Source organism: Streptomyces sp. NPDC001890, assembly GCF_042891445.1.
Taxonomy (GTDB): Bacteria; Actinomycetota; Actinomycetes; order Streptomycetales; family Streptomycetaceae; genus Streptomyces.
In genome coordinates this window covers 1-18,860 of sequence record NZ_JBIATE010000043.1, presented here as the reverse complement: position 1 = coordinate 18,860, position 18,860 = coordinate 1, and the positions used below count along the sequence as shown (strand labels likewise).

Here is an 18,860-nt window from a genome sequence, read left to right as displayed (position 1 = left end):
GCGCCGGTGGCCAACAAGCGCATCAATGCCGGCGTGAGACTCATGGGATGGCTAACAACCACCGACCACAAGGTCATCGGCAATCTTTACATGGTCACCGCGTTCGGGTTCTTCCTGCTGGCCGGAGTGCTGGCCATGCTCATGCGCGCGGAGCTGGCCCGGCCGGGGCTGCAGATCGTCAGCGCGGAACAGTACAACCAGCTGTTCACCGTCCATGGCACCATCATGATGTTGCTGTTCGCCACGCCGATGTTCGGCGGCTTCGCGAACGCCATCATGCCGCTTCAGATCGGCGCGCCCGACGTCGCCTTCCCGCGCCTCAACGCGCTCACCTACTGGCTCTTCCTCTTCGGCGGAATCATCGTGGTGTCCGGATTCGTGGTGCCCGGCGGCGCGGCGCACTTCGGCTGGTTCGCCTACGCACCGCTGAACAGTGCCGTCTTCTCTCCCGGCGCCGGCGGAGACCTCTGGATTATGGGCCTCGTGCTGTCGGGGATCAGTACGACCCTGGCATCAGTCAATTTCATCACTACGATCGTCTGTCTGCGTGCGCCGGGTATGACCATGTTCCGGATGCCGATCTTCACCTGGAACGTACTGTTCACCTCGATCCTCGCGCTGCTTGCGTTTCCGGTGCTCGCCGCCACCCTGCTCGCCCTAGAAGCCGACCGGAAGTTCGGGGCCCATGTTTACGACGCCGCGAACGGCGGTGCGCTGCTGTGGCAGCATCTGTTCTGGTTCTTCGGTCATCCCGAGGTCTACATTGTCGCGCTGCCCTTCTTCGGAGTGGTGAGCGAGATTATTCCCGTGTTCAGCCGGAAGCCGATGTTCGGGTATTTCGGAATGGTGATGGCCACGATCAGCATCACCATGCTCTCGGCGGTTGTCTGGGCCCACCACATGTTCGTGACAGGAGCCGTTCTCCTTCCCTTCTTCTCCGCCATGTCGTTCATCATCGCCGTGCCCACCGGTGTCAAGTTCTTCAACTGGATCGGCACCATGTGGCTCGGCAGTATCTCGTTCGAGACACCCATGCTCTGGGCGATCGGCTTCCTCGTGACTTTTCTCCTCGGCGGCCTCAGTGGAGTGCTGATCGCCTCACCCCCGCTGGACTTCCATCTCACCGATTCGTACTTCATCGTCGCCCACCTCCATTACGTGCTCTTCGGAACAGTAGTCTTCGCGATGTTCGGCGGATTCTACTTCTGGTGGCCCAAGTTGACCGGACGCATACTGGATGAACGCATCGGATGTATCCATTTCTGGACCTTGTTCATCGGCTTTCAGCTGACCTTCCTGGTCCAGCACTGGCTGGGGGAGGCCGGAATGCCCCGGCGTTACGCCGACTATCTCGCGACGGACGGCTTCACCTTGTTCAATACGATCTCGTCCGTCGGCTCCTTTCTGCTGGGCCTGTCGACACTGCCGTTCCTGTACAACGTGTGGCGCACCAGCAGTCATGCGCCCAAGGTCGAGGTGGACGACCCGTGGGGGTTCGGCCGTTCCCTGGAGTGGGCGACCTCTTGTCCGCCGCCGAGGCACAATTTCCGGGCTTTGCCCCGCGTGCGTTCCGACTCGCCGGCCTTCGACCTGCACCATCCCCTCACGCCGGAGAAGCAGAAGCCGGGCCTCGGCCGAGGCGGGTCCCGCTCCGCATCGGGCGCTGAAGAGGAGTCGGGCGAATGAAGACCGAGGCCATTGTCTTCGCCGGGGTCGCGGGGTTCTTCCTCGTGACCGATGTTCTCTACGCCGTGTGGTCCCGTGATCCGACAGGCACGGCGGCTCTCACTGTCTCGTTCCTCATGGCGTTGCTGGTCACGTTCTTCTTCGCCACCAACTACCGGAGGAAGGGCCTGCGCCCCGAGGACCGCGGGGACGGGTACATCCACGAGCGGTCCGGTCCGGTGGACTTCTTTCCTCCGCACAGCATCTGGCCGTCACTGACAGCCGCGGGGATGGCCCTGCTCGCCATCGGTGTGGTGTTCGGCCTGTGGCTGTTCCTGATCGGGCTGGGCTTGGTCCTGGCGGGGGTGTTCGGAATGGTCTTCCAGTACGTGCGTGTCCAGGACTGAGGGTGGTTCTCAGTCCTCGCGTTCGCGGACCGGCTCCGGCCGTGTCGTCCGCTCCGCGATCCGGGACCGTTGCTCCTCCGTGACGGGCAGTTCCACGAGGTCCCCGTAGTACCAGCCGCTCAGTACGGTCCGAAGCCGTCGCCGACTCGAGATCGGGCCCTGCGCGGGGAGCTCCAGGGGCGTCGGGACATCACGCATCAGGATGCGGTAGCGGGCTGTCGGGTTCAGGCCGCGGCGGCTCTCAGAGAGATCGCCGTTCACCGACTGTGTCACCTGGCCGGTCTCCTCGCCTTCGGTCAGCCGATGGAGGTCCCGCATCTGAAGGGCGAGGCAGAGGCGTTTGGTCAGCGCGAAGGCCAGGAGTGGGGCGGCGATCAGCGCGGTTCTGAGGATCCAGGTCATGACCTCGACCGAAACCCGGAACGAGAAGGCTACGACGTCGTTGCCGCCGGCGACCAAGAGAACGGCGTAGAAGACGATGGCCGCCACGCCGAGCCCCGTACGGGTCGGCCGATTGCGCGGCCGGTCGCACAGATGGTGTTCCCTGTGGTCGCCCGTCACCCATTTCTCGAAAGAGGGATAGAGGAACAGCACTGTGAAGACCACGCCTGGCAGCACGATCGCCGGAATGAACACATTCCACATGACGGTGTGGCCCGCAATGTCGGTCTCCCATGGCGGCATCAGCCGGAGCGCGCCCTCCAGGAACCCGACATACCAGTCCGGCTGTGCGTTACCCGAGACCTGGTTGGCGCGGTAGGGGCCGTAGTTCCATACGGGGTTGATCTGGGCGAGCGCGCCCAGCAACGTCAGTACGCCGAACACCATGAGGAAAAAACCTGTGGTCTTCGCGGTGAAGTGAGGAAAAGCCGGTGAGCCGACGGCGTTTTCGTTGGTCTTCCCCTGACCCGCCCAGTGGGTGTGCTTGAGATAGATCACCAGGATGAGATGAGCGGTGATCAGCGCCACGATCAGGCCGGGCACGAGCAGGACATGCACGGGGTACAGACGGGGGATCACGGCATCGCCCGGGAACTGTCCGCCGAAGACAAACAGCTCCAGGTACGTTCCGACGAAAGGGATCGACCCCACAATGGTGGCCGCCGTCCTCAGGCCCGTACCGGACAGCAGGTCGTCGGGCAGCGAGTAGCCCGCGAATCCTTCGAGAAGCGCGAGTACGAACAGTGTCACGCCCACGATCCAGTTGGCCTCCCGCGGTTTACGGAAGGCGCCGGTGAAGAAGATCCGCAGCATATGGACGGCGATCGCGGCGACGAACACGAGTGCCGCCCAGTGGTGGATCTGACGGATCAGCAGGCCTCCGCGCACGACGAAGCTGATGTTGAGGGTGGTGGTGTAGGCCTGCGTCATCCTCACCCCCTGAAGGGGCACATAGGAACCGGTGTAGACGCTCTCCATCATGCTCGGGTTGAAGAACAGAGTGAGGTACACGCCAGTGAGGAGCAGGACCACAAAGGAGTAGAGGGCGATCTCACCGAGGAAAAAGGACCAGTGGTCGGGAAAGGCCTTGCGCAGCAACTGCCGGGCCAGCTCGCTGACGGGCAGGCGCCCATCCACCGCACCGTATCCACTGACCGCCGTCTTCCCGGCCCGGGCCTTCAGCTTCGCCTTACGCCTCCGCAGGGGCATGCACCACTCTCCCGTCGATCTTCCTTCCACCCCCGCCCCTTATTGTTACGGTTCGCTCGTTATGGGTAGCGCATTACTCGAAGGGACTACGCAGAATCGCGGAATCTGCACCTGATCGGCCGCCCTGGCCCTGACGTGCCGGGTGGCGCCGCGCGGGTACGTCGGCCCCACCCCGCGAGCGAATCAATCTCCTCCAGCACTGCCCTTAACAAGGGATTAGGCAGGACAAGCTAAGGACGGGTACAGAAAGCAGATCTTGACCGCGCGGTGATCTCGGCAAGTGCCGCCGATGTCGCCGACCCGTCAGCCACCGGGTCTTCCACTGCCAAAAGCCCCACCGTTTTCATCCTTGGGTACGTCCATTGGCGAAGAGGGGCGGTTGATCTCATACGGGCTGAGACCTTCCCCGAAATCATCTGCAGCCCTCAAGTTTTCGCTACTTCGGGAGGGATGTTCGGGCCGTGGTCCCTGCTGTCGTGCCCGAGACCGACGGCGCGCGTCCCACCAGACGAGGCCAAGCAGAACAGCGACTACGACCACTGCTATACCGAGGGGGAATATCCAGCGCACAGCCGAAGCGGCCAGTGTGATGTCACTGATGGGCGCCTGGCTCACAAGGTGGCTCATCTGGCCCACGTCCTTTCTGAGGGGATTCCACCGCTCACAAAGCGAGGCAGAAGATTCCGCTCATTAGAGAGAGCCCGCATTGGCCGGAGCCGCGAGAAACTCCAATCCCGCCGCCCTTCGCGGGATCAATCTCGCGGGGCCCGCCTGAACTGGACGTCTGGCAAGGCTCAAGCTCCCTGATAAGTCTACGGCGGGGAGTGTACGGGGGACCGCTAAGGGCTGTCCCGTAATCCCTGATGGGCGTGCGACGACGGCCACGGCACCTCGCCGCGTTGTCGGAACGCCCGAATACGTCCAGTATTCGGGCGTCCCTCCGCCTTGCGATGCACCGCGTCCGACGCCGCACGCTGATCCACCAGGGATTACGGGACAGCCCTTAGGTGTACTCGGCCGTTACTCGCGTCGGTAGTTGATAAGAGGCAATACCGTTAGTACCTGTGGCGGGCCGTGGACCAAGACGGGATGGTGCTCGACATTTCCGCAGCATTGGCGGGGCGCAGCGGTTCCTGTCCGCATTCACCGGGTTCTCCTCCCACTTCCGACCCGACCGCCACCACATGATCGTCGGCCGCCACCGCCTCGAGATGACCATCCGCTTCACCATCTGGAACCACATCACCGGCAGCACCGGCCTGCCCGGGAGCACGTGCGTGTGTGCTTGCCGGCATCGGGTTCACCGTGGCCGCGATGGCCGTGATCGCGCTCGTCTCGGCCTTGCAAGCAGGCGGGGTGGCGATGATCCCGGCCATGCTCCTGATTGCGGCCGGGATGGGGTTCGGCATCGTGGGGCTGCAATACGTCGCGGTCAGCGGCCTGCCCGACGACCCTGACCCATCCGCGCGACCTCTGAAGAAAGTGGACCATTCTCCGAGCCGCATTGCCCCGTCGATCGCCCAGGCGGTGGAGCGGCAGTCGCATGAGCGCGAGCACTCGGCCTCTGGGTGTTCCCGGAGCGGGAGCCGGTGGCCAACGGCCGTCCGTCCCTTATCGTCCACTGCACCGAAGGATGTACAGGGGGGTCGTCCGCGCGGACGACGCCCCTGGCTGGTGGTCGGGCGAGCCTGGAAAGCACACGGGGTTGTCGACAGGAGTCGGCCCCACCGCCACCAGGAGCGCTATGACCGAGCTACGCATACGACAACCCACCCCCTCACCCGCGCCCACGGCCGCCGGGGCCATGGGCCGCGCGTTGGCCGGTGGCCTGATCATGGCGGTGGCGCTCGGTGTCGGCAACGGACTCGGACCCGTACTGGCGGACGCCGCCGGAGCCAGTGGCTGGGCCGCTCGGCTGATCGCTGCGGCCCTCGTCACCGTCGTGGCCGTGCCGTTCGTCCTGCGGTTGTCACGCCCCCGGACGGTTGGCTTCGGCAGTCCGGGCGCGAGCCTGCGGGCGTTCCTCACCGGCGTTGCGGTGACGGCCGCGGCAGCGGCGCTGGTCCTGGGCGCGGGCACGGCCGTGGGGTTACTCGTCTGGCAGCAGCTGGACGTCGTCACCCTGGTTGGCTTTCTCATCACCAACGCCGTCGTCGCGTTCCTGCTCGAAGCCTTGCCCGAGGAGACGACGCTGCGCGGCTACACGTGGACATCGCTGCGCAGACGGTTCGGGCCCGCCCTGGCGGTGCTCGGCACCACGACGGTCTTCCTGCTCGTACCGGGCACCTCGACGCTGGTGACGGTTGGCATCGCCCGGCTGGCCGGTGACGAGCCGGGCCGCATCGGCATCGCCCCGCAGGGGCAGCACCCGGTCGACTACCTCATCCTCTTGACGGTCTTCAGCCTGACCTTGATCGCCGCCCGTGCGGCCGTGGGTCACGCCCCGTTGTGGGCGGCGATCGGCACGCACCTGACCGTCCTTACCGTGAACCGCATCATGCTGCAGGGCGAGGACCGCGGCGCGGGCGTGACGGTGGAGCAGGCGTCCGGTAACGCGGTGCTGCTCGTACCGCTGTACCTGGTGGTCGTCGCGGTCGCGTTCCTGGCGTACCGCCGAGTCACACATCGGCACCCGCCCGGCGAAAGCGCGTGCTCGCCGACCGCGAACGACTCCTCGGCAACGAACACCCCCACACCCTGAACGCCCGCGCCAACCTCGCCATCTCCTACCAGCAGGCCGAGCGCACCAACGACGCCATCGAAATCGAAAAGCACGTCCTCGCCGACAGCGAACACCCCGACACTTGTTCTGCTCGTGATGCGCTGTCCCGGTGGCGGTCGGCAGGCCGAGGCGTCGGTGGTGCTTGCTCCGTACGTCGCCACGGGCTGGTGGCCGGCCGCCCAGGCTCAGGCGGAACGCGCGGAGACCTGCCACACATGTAACCGCGCCCCGGCTTGACCGTGGCCGGCCCGACCGGCTGCCGAAGAGTAGTGGCTCCAAGGCGCTCGCCGACCGGATCGGTGCCCGCATGTTGAGGGGTGTGACGGGTACGGGTATCGGCTACGAGTGAGTATCACGTGCAGTGCGACGCCGGGCTGGGCTGATGCTCCGGTGGGGAAGAGGGCAGCATGACGGGGGACGGGTTGCGTGCCAGGCGCCTCGCGCGGCGGGTGGGTCAGTGGGCGTCGCACCGGCCGCGCCTGGTGGGGGCGGCGCTGGGCCTCGGCATGGCGCTGGTGGTGGCGGGATGTGGGCTGGCGTTCATCGTGAACGTGCAGAGCAGGCCGCTCGTCGCGCTGCCGCTGTTCCTGGTGGCGATCGTTGTGGGGGTCACGCCCACGTTCGTGAGGAAGGGCATGTGGTCGCTGGCTCTGGGACTCTGCCTGATGCTCCTCCTGCTTGTGGCGTCGTGGGGTGTCGGTCAAGCCATATTGAACTGACGCGGCGAAGAGGTGCCCGCGACGGTCACCAAGGTCGTCCACATTGAGCGTTCGGCAGGCACAGGTGAGAAGTACCACTGCACGCTCCGTCTCCCCAACGGCCGCACGAGGTTCTTGACCGACAGGGAGGCCTGCGGCGTGTCCACCCGCGTCGGTGACCGCGTCCGCGTATACGTCGACCCCTACAACCGCCTGGACTTCCTGAACGCGACGCCGCCCTGGCCCTGGCTCACGCCCGCCGTCGTCGGGACGGCCCTCGGACTGCTCACGCTGATGGCGGTCGTGATGGCGTCCCTGGCGATGGGAAGCAGGCAGCGCACCCTCGACCAGTCACCCGGTTCGAAGTCATCCGTTGGGTACGAACGCGGTGGAGGAGCTGAGTGAACTCGACGTTCTCGATCAGGCCGGTGGGCCCAGGACGCGTTCACCGCCGCCCCGCCCAAGCCAGGCCCAGATCAACTTCCTGATTGAGCAGCTCAAGACGACCAAGGTCGCCGCAGGACCTCGGCAGTGTGCTTGCTTCTGGCCCTGGTCTCGGGAGTGCGCGGCACCCAGATGAGGATGTCGGTGCCGACCCGGAGCACGACGTTCGAGAAGCCCCAGCCGACGATCTCGACCGAATCCTCGGTCCACGGGAACGGCAGGTCCCGCAGGCTTGATGCGACGGCCCTCACGGACCCAGGTCGAGGGCTTGAGGTCCGCGGCGACCTCCGGAGTGACGTTCGGGTTCTGTGCGAAGTCAAAGTCCTCCGGCCGCTTGGGTCTGGGGAAACGCCAGCGCAGCACAGCCGGCGCCTGGATGCACCGGCCCGGGCACACGCATCACCGGCACGAGCTACAGCTCGTGCGGCCGGAGACCGGCCGGCACGCCTGCCTTCCCCGGCCCGCTCAGTCGGCGCGGCCGCCGGTCCCGCGGGTGCGCCGCGGGGATGGAAGCGCAGCCGGGCGTGTGCCGAGGACGCCTCGGGCGCGCAGTTCGTCGAGGTCGGACAGGCGCTCTCCGGGGAGAGCGTCGAGCAGGTCGGCCTGGGCGGCGCGGATGCTGGGCGTGGGAGCCTGGGGGCCGGAGCCAAGGGCACGGCAGGCGTTCACGCCGATCATCGTACGGGCAGCGCATCGCCGATCGCCCCGGCCGCCGGGCTCCCGCGGAACGGGGTGCAGTCCGCCGGTGGTTTGGGTCGCCGGGGAGACGGTTCGGACCGCGAGTCGCTGGCCTGGAAGAAGCTCAACTCGTAAACACGGTGGTGGCAGATCACTCTCCTATGAAGGAGTGTTCCCCCTATTCAGGCAACTTGCGGGGCATTGCGCGTGCTCGGAACGGGTGGCGCCTGTATCACTTGGGGGCAAATCCATCCTCGTATCTGGAGCGTCATGAAGATCTCCCGTTGGGCCGTGGCCCTCGCCCTTGTAGTGGCTGCTGGCCTGCTCACGACGGTTCAGGCTTCCTCCGCCACCGCCGCGACGTTCACCGCGGAGCTGATTGCCCGCCACAGCCAGAAGTGTGCGTCGGTCAACGGCCAGAGCACCGCCAATGGTGCTGCTGTGGTCCAGTGGGACTGCGTGAACTACCCCAACCAGCAGTGGCAGCTGACGGCCACCAGCGCCGGCTACTACAACATCCGCGCCGTGAACAGCGGCAAGTGCCTGTCAGTTGCCGGCGCGAGCACCGCGAACGGCGCCAAAGCCGTCCAGTGGAACTGCGCGAACACCCCCGACCAGGAATGGAGGCTCGTGCAGAAGGACAGCGGCTACTTCTCAATCGAAGCCCGCCACAGCGGCAAGTGCCTGTCAGTCGACGGCCAGAGCACCGCCAACGGTGCCGAACTGGTCCAATGGGACTGCGTGGAGTACACCAACCAGCACTTCCGCCTCGGCTGAGCCCAGCACCGGAACCCGCTCCTGCCGTTCCGGTACGGGCCTCTCGTCCGTACCGGAACGGATCCGGGCGACGGGCACCGGCCAACCGCCAGTCGGCGCCCGACCCTGAAGGCACCGGGGCGGCCCGGTTTCACTACGTGGCGAAGCCGATGTTGGTGACGTACTCGTAGGGCCCCCACCATATCCGTGTAGCTCGCTCGGTGGAATCCGCAGCTGGGCGCCCTTCGCGCCGCGCGGCTTGTTCACGGGGTGCGTGTGGTGCGGAGCAGAGTGGCGATGAGGAGGGCGGCACCGGCCATCAGCGCGGCACTGACCGCGGCAGCGATGCGCGTCTCCCGGGCGAAGGCGTCGAATGCCGCGTCCCGAAGAGCCTCGGCGGTGCTGTGCGGGAGGGCCGAGGCCGTGTCGAGGGCGCTGCCGAGGGTGTCGCGTGCGGACTCCAGTTGCCCGGTGGTGAGCGTGTCGGGGGCCTCGGCTGCCATCTGCGCGCGGTAGACGACGGTGCCGATGCTGCCCAGGACGGCGATTCCCAGCGCCCCGCCGAGCTCGGCCGAGGTCTCCGCCAGCGCGGAGGCCGCCCCGGCCCGCTTCGGAGGCGCGGCAGAAAGGATTCCCAATGAAGTTGTCAAGCCCGGCTGGTGACTCGCTGTGAGCGTGTCAGCCCAGCGCGACTGGGCTCGGCGGCGCGGTGATCTCGAAGGTGCGGCCGTCGCGTATGAGGGCCCACAGGACGTTCAGGCGGCGGCGTGCGAGGGCGATGATGGCCTGCCGGTGGGCTTTGCCCTCGGCTCTCTTGCGGTCGTAGAACGCCTTCGAGGTGGGGCAGCATCGGGCGGCGACCATGGAGGACATGTAGAAGACCCGCAGCAGGCGCCGGCAGTAGCGCCGTGGTCGGCGCATGTTGCCGCTGATGCGTCCGGAGTCCTTCGGGACGGGGCCAGGCCGGCGACGCCGGCGAGGCGGTCGGAACTTCCGAAGACGCTCATGTCGCCGCCGGTGTGAGCGATGAACTCCGCGCCCAGCACAGGGCCGAGACCGGGCATGCTCAGGATGACCTCGGCATGCGGGTGGTCGCGAAACCGGCCCTCGATCAGGGCGTCGGTCTCGGCGATCTCCTCATCGAGGGCCATCACCTCCCTCGCTAGTTTGGCCACCACGGCGGCGGCGAGCTTCTCCCCGGCGACGGCGGTGTGCTGGGCCTCGGCGGCCTGGACGGCGGTGGCCGCGACGAGCTGGGAGTTGCGGACCTTGCGGTTCTTCAGCCAGGTCGCGAGCCGGTTCTTCCTGATGCGGCGGAGTGCGGCCGGGGTCTGGTATCCCGTCAGCAGTACGAGGGAAGCCTTGGAGGTCTTGTAGTCGAAGGCCCGCTCCAGCGCGGGGAAGTACTCCAGCATCTGGGCCCGCAGCCGGTTGATCGCCCTGGTGCGGTCAGCGGCCAGGTCCAGCCGACGCGAGGTGAGGATGCGCAGGTCGACGGCGATGTCATCGCCGCGGTGGACCTCCTGGAGGTCACGGCGCATGCGGGCCTGGTCCGCGATGACGAAGGCGTCCTTCGCATCGGTCTTCCCGTCGCCCCGGTAGGAGCCGGAGGCGTGGTGGACGGTGCGGCCGGGGATGTAGAGGACCCGCTGCCCGTTGTCCGTCAGCAGCGCGATCATCAGTGCGGCCCCGCCGGCGTTGAGGTCGATCGCCCAGGTCACCGGCTCCCCGTCGCTCAGCTCCAGCACGTCACTGATCAGCTGGAACAGGGCCGTCTCGTCGTTGGCCACCCGACGCGACAGCTTCCGCTTGGCGTCGGTGTCGATCACCACGCAGTGATGCTCGGCCTTGCCCGCATCCGTACCGGCCCACAGTTCGGGCACGGCCACCTCCGAAGTCGTATCTGTTCGAGTCCCAGCAGACGACCTCGCCAGCGTGTCCTTACCAAGCGATCTTGTCGCGCGCATCCCAATGAGTGGTCGAGTCGTCGCGGGATGCCGGGCGGCCAATCCTTTCAAGCCACCAAGGGCTGAACACCCACAGCCACACCCGGCATCCCTGGGTCTCCCGATCCTACGAGTGACCGGAATCAACCCACCAACAACGTAAGGAAGTACCCCATGAGTCCCCTTACCCTGCACGGCAAGTCCGCCATCGTCACCGGAGGAGCCTCCGGCATTGGCGGCGCCATCACGAAACTGTTCGTCGCACGCGGCGCCCGGGTCGTCGTCGTCGACCTGCAGCAGGACGCCGGGGAGACCCTCGCCCGTGAACTGGGCAACTCCGTGGTCTTCCTGCGCGGTGACGTCTCCGACCGGGCCGTCGCCGACCAGGCTGTCGCAGCAGCCGCCGAACATTACGGAAAGCTCGACGTCCTGGTGAACAACGCCAGCGCGTCCCGCCAGAAGCCCTTCGAGGAGCAGACGGACGACGACTGGAACCTCGCCATGGACACCAGCCTCTACGCCATCCGCAACTTCATGCTCGCTGCCCTGCCCGAGCTCAAGAAGACCGGCAACGCGTCGATCATCAACTTCGGTTCCGGCGCCGGCCTCGATGGCCAGCCCAACCAGGCGTCCTACGCCGCCACGAAGGAGGCCATCCGTGGTCTGAGCCGCGTCGTCGCCAACGAATGGGCGCCGCACAACATCCGCGTCAACGTGGTCTGCCCCATGGCGCTGACCGCAGGCGTGGCCGCGTGGGCCGAGGCGCGGCCCGAGCAGTACGCCCAGTCCGCCGCCAAGGTGCCCCTGGGACGCTTCGGCGACCCCGACCGGGACGTCGCCCCCATCGTCGCCTTCCTCGCCGGCGACGACGCCCAGTACATGACCGGACAGACCGTCATGGCCGACGGCGGAGCGATCAAACTCCGCTAGGCAGCGTCTTCAAATGATCACCACTGGTGGATCATGGTGTCGTGATACGTCGCCATGAACTGTCGGACGCCGAGTGGGAGTTCGTCCGGCCTCTGCTGCCCGAGTCGTTGCGGGGGCGCAAGCGGCTGGACGACCGCAGGGTCCTGAACGGGATCGTGTGGAAGTTCCGGACCGGGACGGCCTGGCGGGACGTGCCCGAGCGCTATGGTCCGTGGGCGACGCTGCACACCCGTTTCCGCAGGTGGGCGGCGGACGGCACGTTCGACCGGATGCTGCGGGCCGCCCAGGCGAAAGCGGACGCGGCGGGCGACGTCGAGTGGCTGGTGTCGGTCGACTCGACCGTCGTCCGGGCTCACCAGCATGCGGCCGGGGCTCGAAAAAGGGGCTCCGGGACCCGGCCCTCGGCCGGTCCAGGGGCGGTCTGACCAGCAAAATCCATCTGGCGTGTGACGGCCGGGGCCGTCCGCTCGCTTTCGTCGTGACGGGCGGCAACACCAACGACTGCACCCGGTTCACCGCCGTGATGGAAGCGATCCGGGTGCCCCGGGTCGGACCCGGGCGGCCCCGGGTCCGGCCCGATCACGTCCTGGGCGACAAGGGCTACAGCTCGAAGGCGATCCGCGCCTGGCTCCGCCGGCGCGGCATCCCGCACACGATTCCCGAGCGGGCCGACCAGGTCCGCAACCGGGCCCGGCGAGGCAGCCGAGGAGGCCGCCCGCCGGCTTTCGACCGCGAGGCATACAAGCACCGCAACGTCGTGGAATGGTGCTTCAACCGCCTGAAGCAGTGGCGTGGCATCGCCACCCGCTACGACAAGACCGCCCAGTCCTACAAAGCAGCCGTCACCCTCGCGTCACTCCTGATGTGGGCCTGACATTTGACGACAGAACCTAGACCGCGCACCCGGTTTCCCCGGACGCACCGGAGTGAACGGGCCCTACCAAGCGGTGCGAAGCCGCCTCCACACGGCTCGGCCGTCACTCGTCCAGGGACCCGGCCCGCTCAGGCGCTCCAGTCCGGGGCCGCCGGGGCGACCCCTTCAACCACTGAGACCCGCACCACACACTGAACCACCCAGGAGAGCACCGTCATGGGAACCATCGCCGTCACCGGAGCCGCCTCCATCGCCGCCCGGCTCACCGAGCAAGGACATCGCGTCATCGGCGTCGACCTGCGCGGCACCGACGTGGAGGCCGATCTCGGCACCTCCGAGGGCAGGGCCGCCGCGGCGGTCGAGATCACCCGCCTGAGCGCAGGACGCCTCGACGGCTTCGTGCCATTCGCCGGGATATCCGGCGGAGCCGGCCGCCCCACGAGCCTGCTGGTGTCCGTCAACTACTTCGGCGCCGTCGGCCTGCTGGAACAGCTGCGCCCCTCGCTGGCCGCCGCAGGGCAGTCCTCCGTGGTGTTCGCCTCCTCCAACTCCATCACCACCCAGCCCGGCTGGAACCCAAAGCTGGCCGAAGCGTGCCTGACCGGCGACGAGGACACGGCCCGAGACCTCGCCGACTCACTGGGCGACGACGGCGGCGTCCTCACCTACCCGGCCACCAAGGCCGCCATCGCCTACTACACCCGCACCCGCGCCGCTGACTACATCACGGACGGCATCCGCCTCAACGCCATCGCGCCGGGCTTCATCGACACCCCGATGACCTGGGCAGGCCGGAAGGATCCGCGGATCGCGGCCGGTATCGAGACATTCCTCAAGTCCATCCCCGCAGGCCGGGCGGGCACCCCGGAAGAGGTCGCGGAACTCGTGCTCTTCCTGCTGTCCTCCAAGTCCGCCTACTGTGTCGGAACGGTGATGTACAGCGACGGCGGCCTGGACGCCCAGCTGCGCGGTCTCGACTGGCCCAAGGTGTGGACACCGCAAGCCTGACCCGACCGCACCGACGGGCTGCCGGGCCGGTAAGCACGGCAGCACCATGCCCACCGGAGGACCCGAGCGCGGCGCCGTTCCAGCGTTCTGGCCACGGGGGTGGCTGGCTGGACGGCCCGGCGCCCCTTCCGGTCCTCCCTCTTGGCGTTGTCGCTGATGATGGCCGCAGCCCCAGCAAGCCCCGATGCCAGTGCTGGGCGCTGCGCATCGTGCACGACCGATCACGCAGACGACTATATGGTTCTGGTATGGCTGAACTCGGCGCCGAGCAGTCGTCGGCCTCCGGAGATCAAGAACCTTCTGCCTGGTGACCTGAGTCAGAGATTCGGTTGCAGTAGGCGGCGACCTTGTCGAGGATCTCGTCGGCTGTCTTCGCCCAGACGAAGGGGCGGGGATGCTCGTTCCCGTCGGCGAGCCAGGCCCGGATGTCGCGTTCGAGGGCCTGGACCGAGCGGTGGACTCCACGCTTGAGCTTCTTCTGCGTGAGCTCGGCGAACCACCGTTCCACCAGGTTCAGCCACGACGAACTCGTGGGTGAGTAGCGTCGGGCGCATGACAGCCCCCGTACTTCACCGCTGCCAGTTCATCCGCATCGCTACCGCCGCTTCGAGCGGCGCAGCCATCGGCGCGGCTCACCTGCCGGAGGCCTCGGCGGCGGAGCCCGCCATCCGCTCAGGGCACCTCGACTCGATGGCGGGTCGGGTGTTCGTGCACGGCGTCGCTTCCGGAGATCCGCTGGACGCCCCGTGGTCATCTGGACACGGGGCACCCCCACCTCGGAGTGTCTGCCGGGGTGGAACCGTGGGCCGGCGACGGTTGTGCGGTGGGAGGTTTCCGAGGGCCCCGCCTTCCGGCGCATCGTGCGTGGGGGAGTGGTGCGCACCGATGCCCGGCATGATCACACGGTACGTGTCGACGTGACCACGTATCACTACCGTTTCCACGCGGGGCGCCACATCTCGCCGGTCGGCCGCACCCGGACCGCGCCCGCGCCGGACTCCCGGGCCGGTGTGCGGTTCGGCGTCGTCTCCTGTGCCAACTACTGCGCGGGGTACTACTCCGCCTACCGTCACCTCGCCGGCCGCCAGGACCTGGACGCGGTCATCCATCTTGGCGACTACATCTACGAGCAGGCGGCCCGGGACACGGATGTGCGGAGCCTGGTGCCGACGCATGAGTGTGTGAAGCCGGCCGACTACCGGAGTCGGTACGGCTACTGCCGTAGCGACCCCGACCTGCAGCCCCTTCATGCCGCCGCGCCGTTTATCCCTACCTGGGACGACCACGAGGTGTGCAACGACATGTGGTCCGGCGGAGCGGGAGACCACGAGCCCGGAACGGACGGTTCCTGGGCCGAGCGGGTGGCCGCGGCGAAGCAGGCGTACTTCGAGTGGTTGCCGATACGCCAGGTCGTGACCGGCTCGACACAGCGGCGCCTGCACTTCGGCAAGCTCGTCGACCTGACCATGTTGGATCTGCGGAGCTTCCGGTCAGAGCAGGTCGCGCCGACGGACGCCGCCGGTATCGGCGACCCGTCACGGACGCAGCTCGGCCGCTCTCAGATGGCCTGGCTCAAGGACGGGCTCACGCGGGGCGGCTCCATCTGGCATCTGATCGGCAGCTCCGTCATCGCCGCACCCTGGCTCCTGCCCACCGGCCGACCCGCTCCCGCCGCGGTGGTCAACACGGACGGCTAGGCCGGCTACCAGGCCGATCAGCGTGAACTGTTCACGCATCTGCGCGACCACGTTGTGCACAACACGGTGATTCTGAGCGGGGACGTGCACCCCTCATGGGCGGGGCAGGTCCCCGCCGCCGGTGGCGGAGCTCCGCTCGCCTCGCAGTTTGTCGTCTCCTCGATCACCAGTCCGACACTCGCCAGCTTCCACGATGGCCTGACGGCGAGTGCCGTCCTGGCTGTGAATCCGCACCTGTCGTGGGGTGATGTCGCGGCGAACGGCTGCGGGATCGTTGACGTCACCACTGACCGGGTGCAGTTCGACTGGTACAGGACGGCTGACTGGACCCGGCCCGACAGCCCGGTGACCCATCTCAAGTCCTATGCGGTGGACCGGAGGAGCGAGCGGCTCACCGCTGTCGACGCGCCGATCTGAACCTCGGTGCCCACGGGCTCGTCGACACCACGCACGCGATGTCGACGAGCCCGGTCACGGCCCACTGTCACGCCCTGCCGGACAGGCGGGCACTCACACGAACAGTGCTCGGTGGCGCCCGAACGTTCGGTCCTGCCGTCACTCGACGGTTTCCGCGGGGCCGGTGAGCGAAGGCCGGACAGTGACCGGTTGGGCGGTGGGTGCCGTCCGCCGCCGTGTCCGGAGCAGCGGCACGAGGGGGAGGACGGTCGCTGTGAGGCCGTTCGGGGCGGATCCGGTCGCCTGCTCGACGGCGCCGGAGGCGAAGGGTCCGGCGAAGGCGCCGAGCGCGCCGAAGGAGTTGATGGCGGCCAGGGAGACGGCGGCGCCAATGCCGGAGGTGGCGGTCATCGCGTACGCCCAGATGACCGCCGTGATGCCGACGGTGAGGAGCATGGCGACGCCGAGCAGGACCGACACCGTGCGACGACGCCGCCGGCACCGCCCTGCTCGACCAGGCCGCCGAGCGGTGCGGGATGCGGCTGGAGAAAGCCCTGGTGGACCAGGGCTTCAAGGACGAAGTCATCATCCACGGCGCCCTGCTGGACACCGACGTCGAGGTCGTCCGCCGCAATCCTTCTGACCAGGGAAAGGATTTGTCCCGCAGTCGAAGCGGTGGGTGGTCGAGCAGACGAACGGCACGTTGATGCTGCACCGGCGTCTCACCCGTGAGTACGATCACCAGCCCGACACCTCCGCTTCATGCGTCTACTGGGCCTCCACCGCGAACATGGCCCGCCGCCGCGCCCCCCGCCCCGCCCTGGCGCGACACCCTCGGGCTGGCGGCGTGAACGTCTCCGAGCTCCTGGCCGACCTTCAGGCCCAGCAGGACGAAGCCACTGCCCGGGCCGCAGAACTACGCAGGAAGATCGAGCACCTCACCGCTGCCCTGGCCGAGAGCGAAGCGCGACTCACGGATCTGGCCAGCACTCGAGAGATCATCATGGAGGTCGCACCAGCAGAAGCCGAACCCGACCCACCCGAGGTGAACACCGCCTACCAGGACATCGTGGTGAGTTCGCGGGGTTGGAGGCTGAGCCGACGGCGGTTGCTGCGGGCGCTGGTGCTGTGGTCCTTGGAGGGGCAGGAGATGCAGTCCAGGGCGGCGAAGGACACGACGGTCTTGGCCATGCTTTCTTGAACGACATCGTTCCAGGTGGTGCTGGTCTTCCCGGCCGGGCAGACAACCTGCTGGTTGTCCCAGTCGATGGTGAAGTCGTGTGCAGCAGAGCCTTCTTGGGCTTTGGCTTGGCGGGAGGTGTCGAGCAGGGCCGGGGTGATCAAGGCGACGGCGTAGGCCTGGGCGGAACTCACGATCAGGTCGGCACTGGGGTAGCCGGAGTCGAGGTAGTGCCGTGCGGGCAGCAGCCGACGACGGTCGAGGGCCTGGTGGATTGGCTCCAGGGCCTTGGTGTCCGGGAGGGTGGAGGCGGTGGTGGCCACGTTCGTGATGACGTTCGGCTGGGCGGGACGGCCGCCGTCGGCCTGTGGATGGCAGGTCTCCGACACGTGCGGCTTGAACCCGTTCCAGAACAGGTCGCGCTTGGCGGACCAGCGGGCGTCGGTGTCATACGGGGAGGCCAGGCGTATCGGGCCGGGCGGCAGACCGTCACCCCCGTCCTCGGCGCGCTCGCGGCGCCGGATCCGCAGCCTGCCGCCCCCACCCGGGGTACGAGTGTAGTTCTGCACCAGCACGATCCGCAGGGTCTGCACTGCGGGCAGTCCACGCAGTCATGCTGGGGAAACCGGGGCGTAGAGGGCCTCCAGCAGGGTGTAGCCGTCCTTGGCGCAGGGGCGCCGAGCGGACCCGTACGCTCAGCCTGCCGCAATCGACGTCGGGCGCACGGTGCTCTGCGCCATGCGCTGTCCCCGCGCGGCCGCAGCGGGCACGTCCTGGCCCTCTGCTTTGTGAGTGCTCGGAGGCGCACCGCCCACGTGCCCGGGATCAGCACTCTGGCCCAGGCACAGCCGTGTCTTCACCACCAAGGCGGAGCGGCCCGGGCATTCTGTTTGCATGACCGACATCTTTGAGTACGCTCCGCAAGTCTGGAATGCCGCGCAACTCCGCGACGCACTCAAAGACCTGCCTGCCGACGGCCGCCCTGCTATCAAGGTGCCGCCGCTGATGGGGATCGCTTCATCAGCGGCCGACGGCAGTGCGCCGCGGGACGTGCCCTTGTAACGATCCGTCCGTTCCGCGATAGTACGCATGTTTGTGTTCCGCAGGGGAGTTCAGGTGCCCTGGCCGCCGACACCGTCGTCCTGCACAACCGGCCGCTGCGCGCCGGAACCGACTGACCCGGTCTGGCGCATCAAGCCGGCTCATGCGCCGACCTGTCATGCCCCTGGCAACCTCCACGGCCGCCTGCAGTCACAAGAACATCCCAAAACACCAATTACCTAGATCAGATGCCCTCGTGCTGATCGTTTCAGAATGCGGTTCGGAGTCGTCTCAAGCAGATGATGCTGCAGGCGAGTTGGAGCAGACCGAGATGGAGGTCGGCGCGTATCTCGTAGCGGATCCGGAGGCGTTTGAACTGGTGGAGCCAGGCGAAGGTCCGCTCGACGACCCAGCGGGTCTTGCCCGGGCCGGAGCCGTGCGGGGTGCCGCGACGGGCGATCTTCGGTGTGATCCCACGAGCTCGGACGAGGCGGCGGTACTTGTCGAAGTCGTAGCCGCTGTCGGCGAAGAGCCGCCGGGGCCGGTGGCGGGGCCGGCCTCGCAGGCCGCGGATGTGCGGTATGGCGTCCAGCAGTGGAACGAGCTGAGTGACGTCGTGGCGGTTCCCGCTGGTCAGGGCGACGGCGAGCGGGGTTCCGTGCCGGTCGACGACGATGTGGTGTTTACTGCCGGGGCGTGCCCGGTCGACCGGCGAAGGTCCGGTGTGAGCCCCCCTTTGAGGGCCCTGACGTGCGAGCCGTCGATCGC

General features: G+C 67.5%; 17 protein-coding genes and 7 pseudogenes. 14 read left to right on the top strand and 10 right to left on the bottom strand.

Features of this window, described 5'->3' with window-relative positions:
• Positions 1-42: 42 nt before the first annotated feature.
• Together ctaD and ACFYY1_RS40510 are read left to right on the top strand one after the other, a co-directional pair.
• Positions 43-1,686 carry a cytochrome c oxidase subunit I gene (gene ctaD, locus ACFYY1_RS40515; protein WP_388594918.1) on the top strand — a complete coding sequence of 548 codons (1,644 nt, stop codon included), beginning with the start codon at positions 43-45 and terminating at the stop codon, positions 1,684-1,686.
• Complete coding sequence (locus tag ACFYY1_RS40510; protein WP_351265461.1) at positions 1,683-2,072, top strand: cytochrome c oxidase subunit 4; 390 nt, start codon at positions 1,683-1,685, stop codon at positions 2,070-2,072. Before ctaD ends, ACFYY1_RS40510 begins: the two co-directional genes overlap by 4 nt.
• Positions 2,073-2,081: 9 nt before the next feature.
• Here the strand turns inward: ACFYY1_RS40510 and ACFYY1_RS40505 are convergent, their stop codons facing one another.
• Both ACFYY1_RS40505 and ACFYY1_RS40500 read right to left on the bottom strand, forming a co-directional pair.
• Positions 2,082-3,722, bottom strand: a complete 1,641-nt coding sequence (locus ACFYY1_RS40505; RefSeq protein ID WP_388594885.1) for a cytochrome bc complex cytochrome b subunit — start codon at positions 3,720-3,722, stop codon at positions 2,082-2,084.
• A gap of 303 nt (positions 3,723-4,025) precedes the next feature.
• On the bottom strand, positions 4,026-4,349 hold the full coding sequence (locus ACFYY1_RS40500) for a DUF6479 family protein (RefSeq protein WP_388594883.1): 324 nt from the start codon (positions 4,347-4,349) through the stop codon (positions 4,026-4,028).
• Positions 4,350-4,988: 639 nt separating this feature from the next.
• On the opposite strand from ACFYY1_RS40500, the pseudogene ACFYY1_RS40495 reads away from it, so the two are divergent.
• From ACFYY1_RS40495 to ACFYY1_RS40475, 5 genes and pseudogenes are all read left to right on the top strand, one after another.
• A pseudogene (locus ACFYY1_RS40495) lies at positions 4,989-5,174 on the top strand (MFS transporter); the annotation flags it as partial.
• 292 nt (positions 5,175-5,466) lie between these two features.
• Positions 5,467-6,423, top strand: coding sequence for a type II CAAX prenyl endopeptidase Rce1 family protein (locus tag ACFYY1_RS40490; RefSeq protein WP_388594882.1), 957 nt, complete (start codon positions 5,467-5,469; stop codon positions 6,421-6,423).
• Complete coding sequence (locus ACFYY1_RS40485) at positions 6,372-6,665, top strand: tetratricopeptide repeat protein (protein WP_388594880.1); 294 nt, start codon at positions 6,372-6,374, stop codon at positions 6,663-6,665. The genes ACFYY1_RS40490 and ACFYY1_RS40485 overlap by 52 nt, the downstream gene beginning before the upstream one ends.
• Positions 6,666-6,851: 186 nt before the next feature.
• Complete coding sequence (locus ACFYY1_RS40480) at positions 6,852-7,163, top strand: hypothetical protein (RefSeq protein ID WP_388594878.1); 312 nt, start codon at positions 6,852-6,854, stop codon at positions 7,161-7,163.
• Positions 7,164-7,301: 138 nt separating this feature from the next.
• Positions 7,302-7,547 (top strand): hypothetical protein, encoded by a 246-nt coding sequence (locus ACFYY1_RS40475; RefSeq protein WP_388594876.1) that lies wholly within the window; start codon positions 7,302-7,304, stop codon positions 7,545-7,547.
• Between the two features lie 92 nt (positions 7,548-7,639).
• On the opposite strand, the gene ACFYY1_RS40470 is transcribed toward ACFYY1_RS40475, so the two are convergent.
• Positions 7,640-7,837 (bottom strand): hypothetical protein, encoded by a 198-nt coding sequence (locus ACFYY1_RS40470; protein WP_388594874.1) that lies wholly within the window; start codon positions 7,835-7,837, stop codon positions 7,640-7,642.
• 214 nt (positions 7,838-8,051) lie between these two features.
• Complete coding sequence (locus ACFYY1_RS40465) at positions 8,052-8,255, bottom strand: hypothetical protein (protein WP_388594872.1); 204 nt, start codon at positions 8,253-8,255, stop codon at positions 8,052-8,054.
• A 279-nt stretch (positions 8,256-8,534) separates the two neighbouring features.
• Here ACFYY1_RS40465 and ACFYY1_RS40460 point away from each other — a divergent pair, with 279 nt between their 5' ends.
• Positions 8,535-9,041 (top strand): RICIN domain-containing protein, encoded by a 507-nt coding sequence (locus ACFYY1_RS40460; protein ID WP_388594871.1) that lies wholly within the window; start codon positions 8,535-8,537, stop codon positions 9,039-9,041.
• Between the two features lie 242 nt (positions 9,042-9,283).
• Here ACFYY1_RS40460 and ACFYY1_RS40455 read toward each other — a convergent pair whose 3' ends face one another.
• On the bottom strand, positions 9,284-9,670 hold the full coding sequence (locus tag ACFYY1_RS40455; RefSeq protein WP_388594870.1) for a hypothetical protein: 387 nt from the start codon (positions 9,668-9,670) through the stop codon (positions 9,284-9,286).
• 28 nt (positions 9,671-9,698) lie between these two features.
• Positions 9,699-10,909: pseudogene (locus ACFYY1_RS40450) on the bottom strand (IS110 family transposase).
• 231 nt (positions 10,910-11,140) lie between these two features.
• Here ACFYY1_RS40450 and ACFYY1_RS40445 point away from each other — a divergent pair.
• The 3 genes and pseudogenes from ACFYY1_RS40445 to ACFYY1_RS40435 all read left to right on the top strand — a co-directional run bounded on the left by ACFYY1_RS40445 (position 11,141) and on the right by ACFYY1_RS40435 (position 13,778).
• Positions 11,141-11,896, top strand: coding sequence for an SDR family NAD(P)-dependent oxidoreductase (locus ACFYY1_RS40445; RefSeq protein WP_388594869.1), 756 nt, complete (start codon positions 11,141-11,143; stop codon positions 11,894-11,896).
• A 44-nt stretch (positions 11,897-11,940) separates the two neighbouring features.
• Positions 11,941-12,770, top strand: a pseudogene (locus tag ACFYY1_RS40440) (IS5 family transposase).
• 216 nt (positions 12,771-12,986) lie between these two features.
• Positions 12,987-13,778, top strand: a complete 792-nt coding sequence (locus ACFYY1_RS40435) for an SDR family oxidoreductase (RefSeq protein WP_388594868.1) — start codon at positions 12,987-12,989, stop codon at positions 13,776-13,778.
• Between the two features lie 289 nt (positions 13,779-14,067).
• Here the strand turns inward: ACFYY1_RS40435 and ACFYY1_RS40430 are convergent.
• Positions 14,068-14,319 (bottom strand): annotated as a pseudogene (locus ACFYY1_RS40430) (IS630 family transposase); the annotation flags it as partial.
• Between the two features lie 205 nt (positions 14,320-14,524).
• Here ACFYY1_RS40430 and ACFYY1_RS40425 point away from each other — a divergent pair.
• Positions 14,525-15,892: pseudogene (locus ACFYY1_RS40425) on the top strand (alkaline phosphatase D family protein).
• 138 nt (positions 15,893-16,030) lie between these two features.
• Here ACFYY1_RS40425 and ACFYY1_RS40420 read toward each other — a convergent pair.
• Entirely contained in the window at positions 16,031-16,351 is a 321-nt protein-coding gene (locus ACFYY1_RS40420; protein WP_388594867.1) for a hypothetical protein, read from the bottom strand.
• A gap of 5 nt (positions 16,352-16,356) precedes the next feature.
• On the opposite strand from ACFYY1_RS40420, the pseudogene ACFYY1_RS40415 reads away from it, so the two are divergent.
• Positions 16,357-16,722: pseudogene (locus tag ACFYY1_RS40415) on the top strand (IS5/IS1182 family transposase); the annotation flags it as partial.
• 205 nt (positions 16,723-16,927) lie between these two features.
• Here the strand turns inward: ACFYY1_RS40415 and ACFYY1_RS40410 are convergent.
• Entirely contained in the window at positions 16,928-17,644 is a 717-nt protein-coding gene (locus ACFYY1_RS40410) for a hypothetical protein (RefSeq protein WP_388594866.1), read from the bottom strand.
• A gap of 301 nt (positions 17,645-17,945) precedes the next feature.
• On the opposite strand from ACFYY1_RS40410, the gene ACFYY1_RS40405 reads away from it, so the two are divergent.
• Positions 17,946-18,113 carry a DUF6225 family protein gene (locus ACFYY1_RS40405; protein ID WP_388594865.1) on the top strand — a complete coding sequence of 56 codons (168 nt, stop codon included), beginning with the start codon at positions 17,946-17,948 and terminating at the stop codon, positions 18,111-18,113.
• Between the two features lie 247 nt (positions 18,114-18,360).
• On the opposite strand, the pseudogene ACFYY1_RS40400 reads toward ACFYY1_RS40405, so the two are convergent.
• Positions 18,361-18,860 (bottom strand): annotated as a pseudogene (locus tag ACFYY1_RS40400) (IS5 family transposase); the annotation flags it as partial.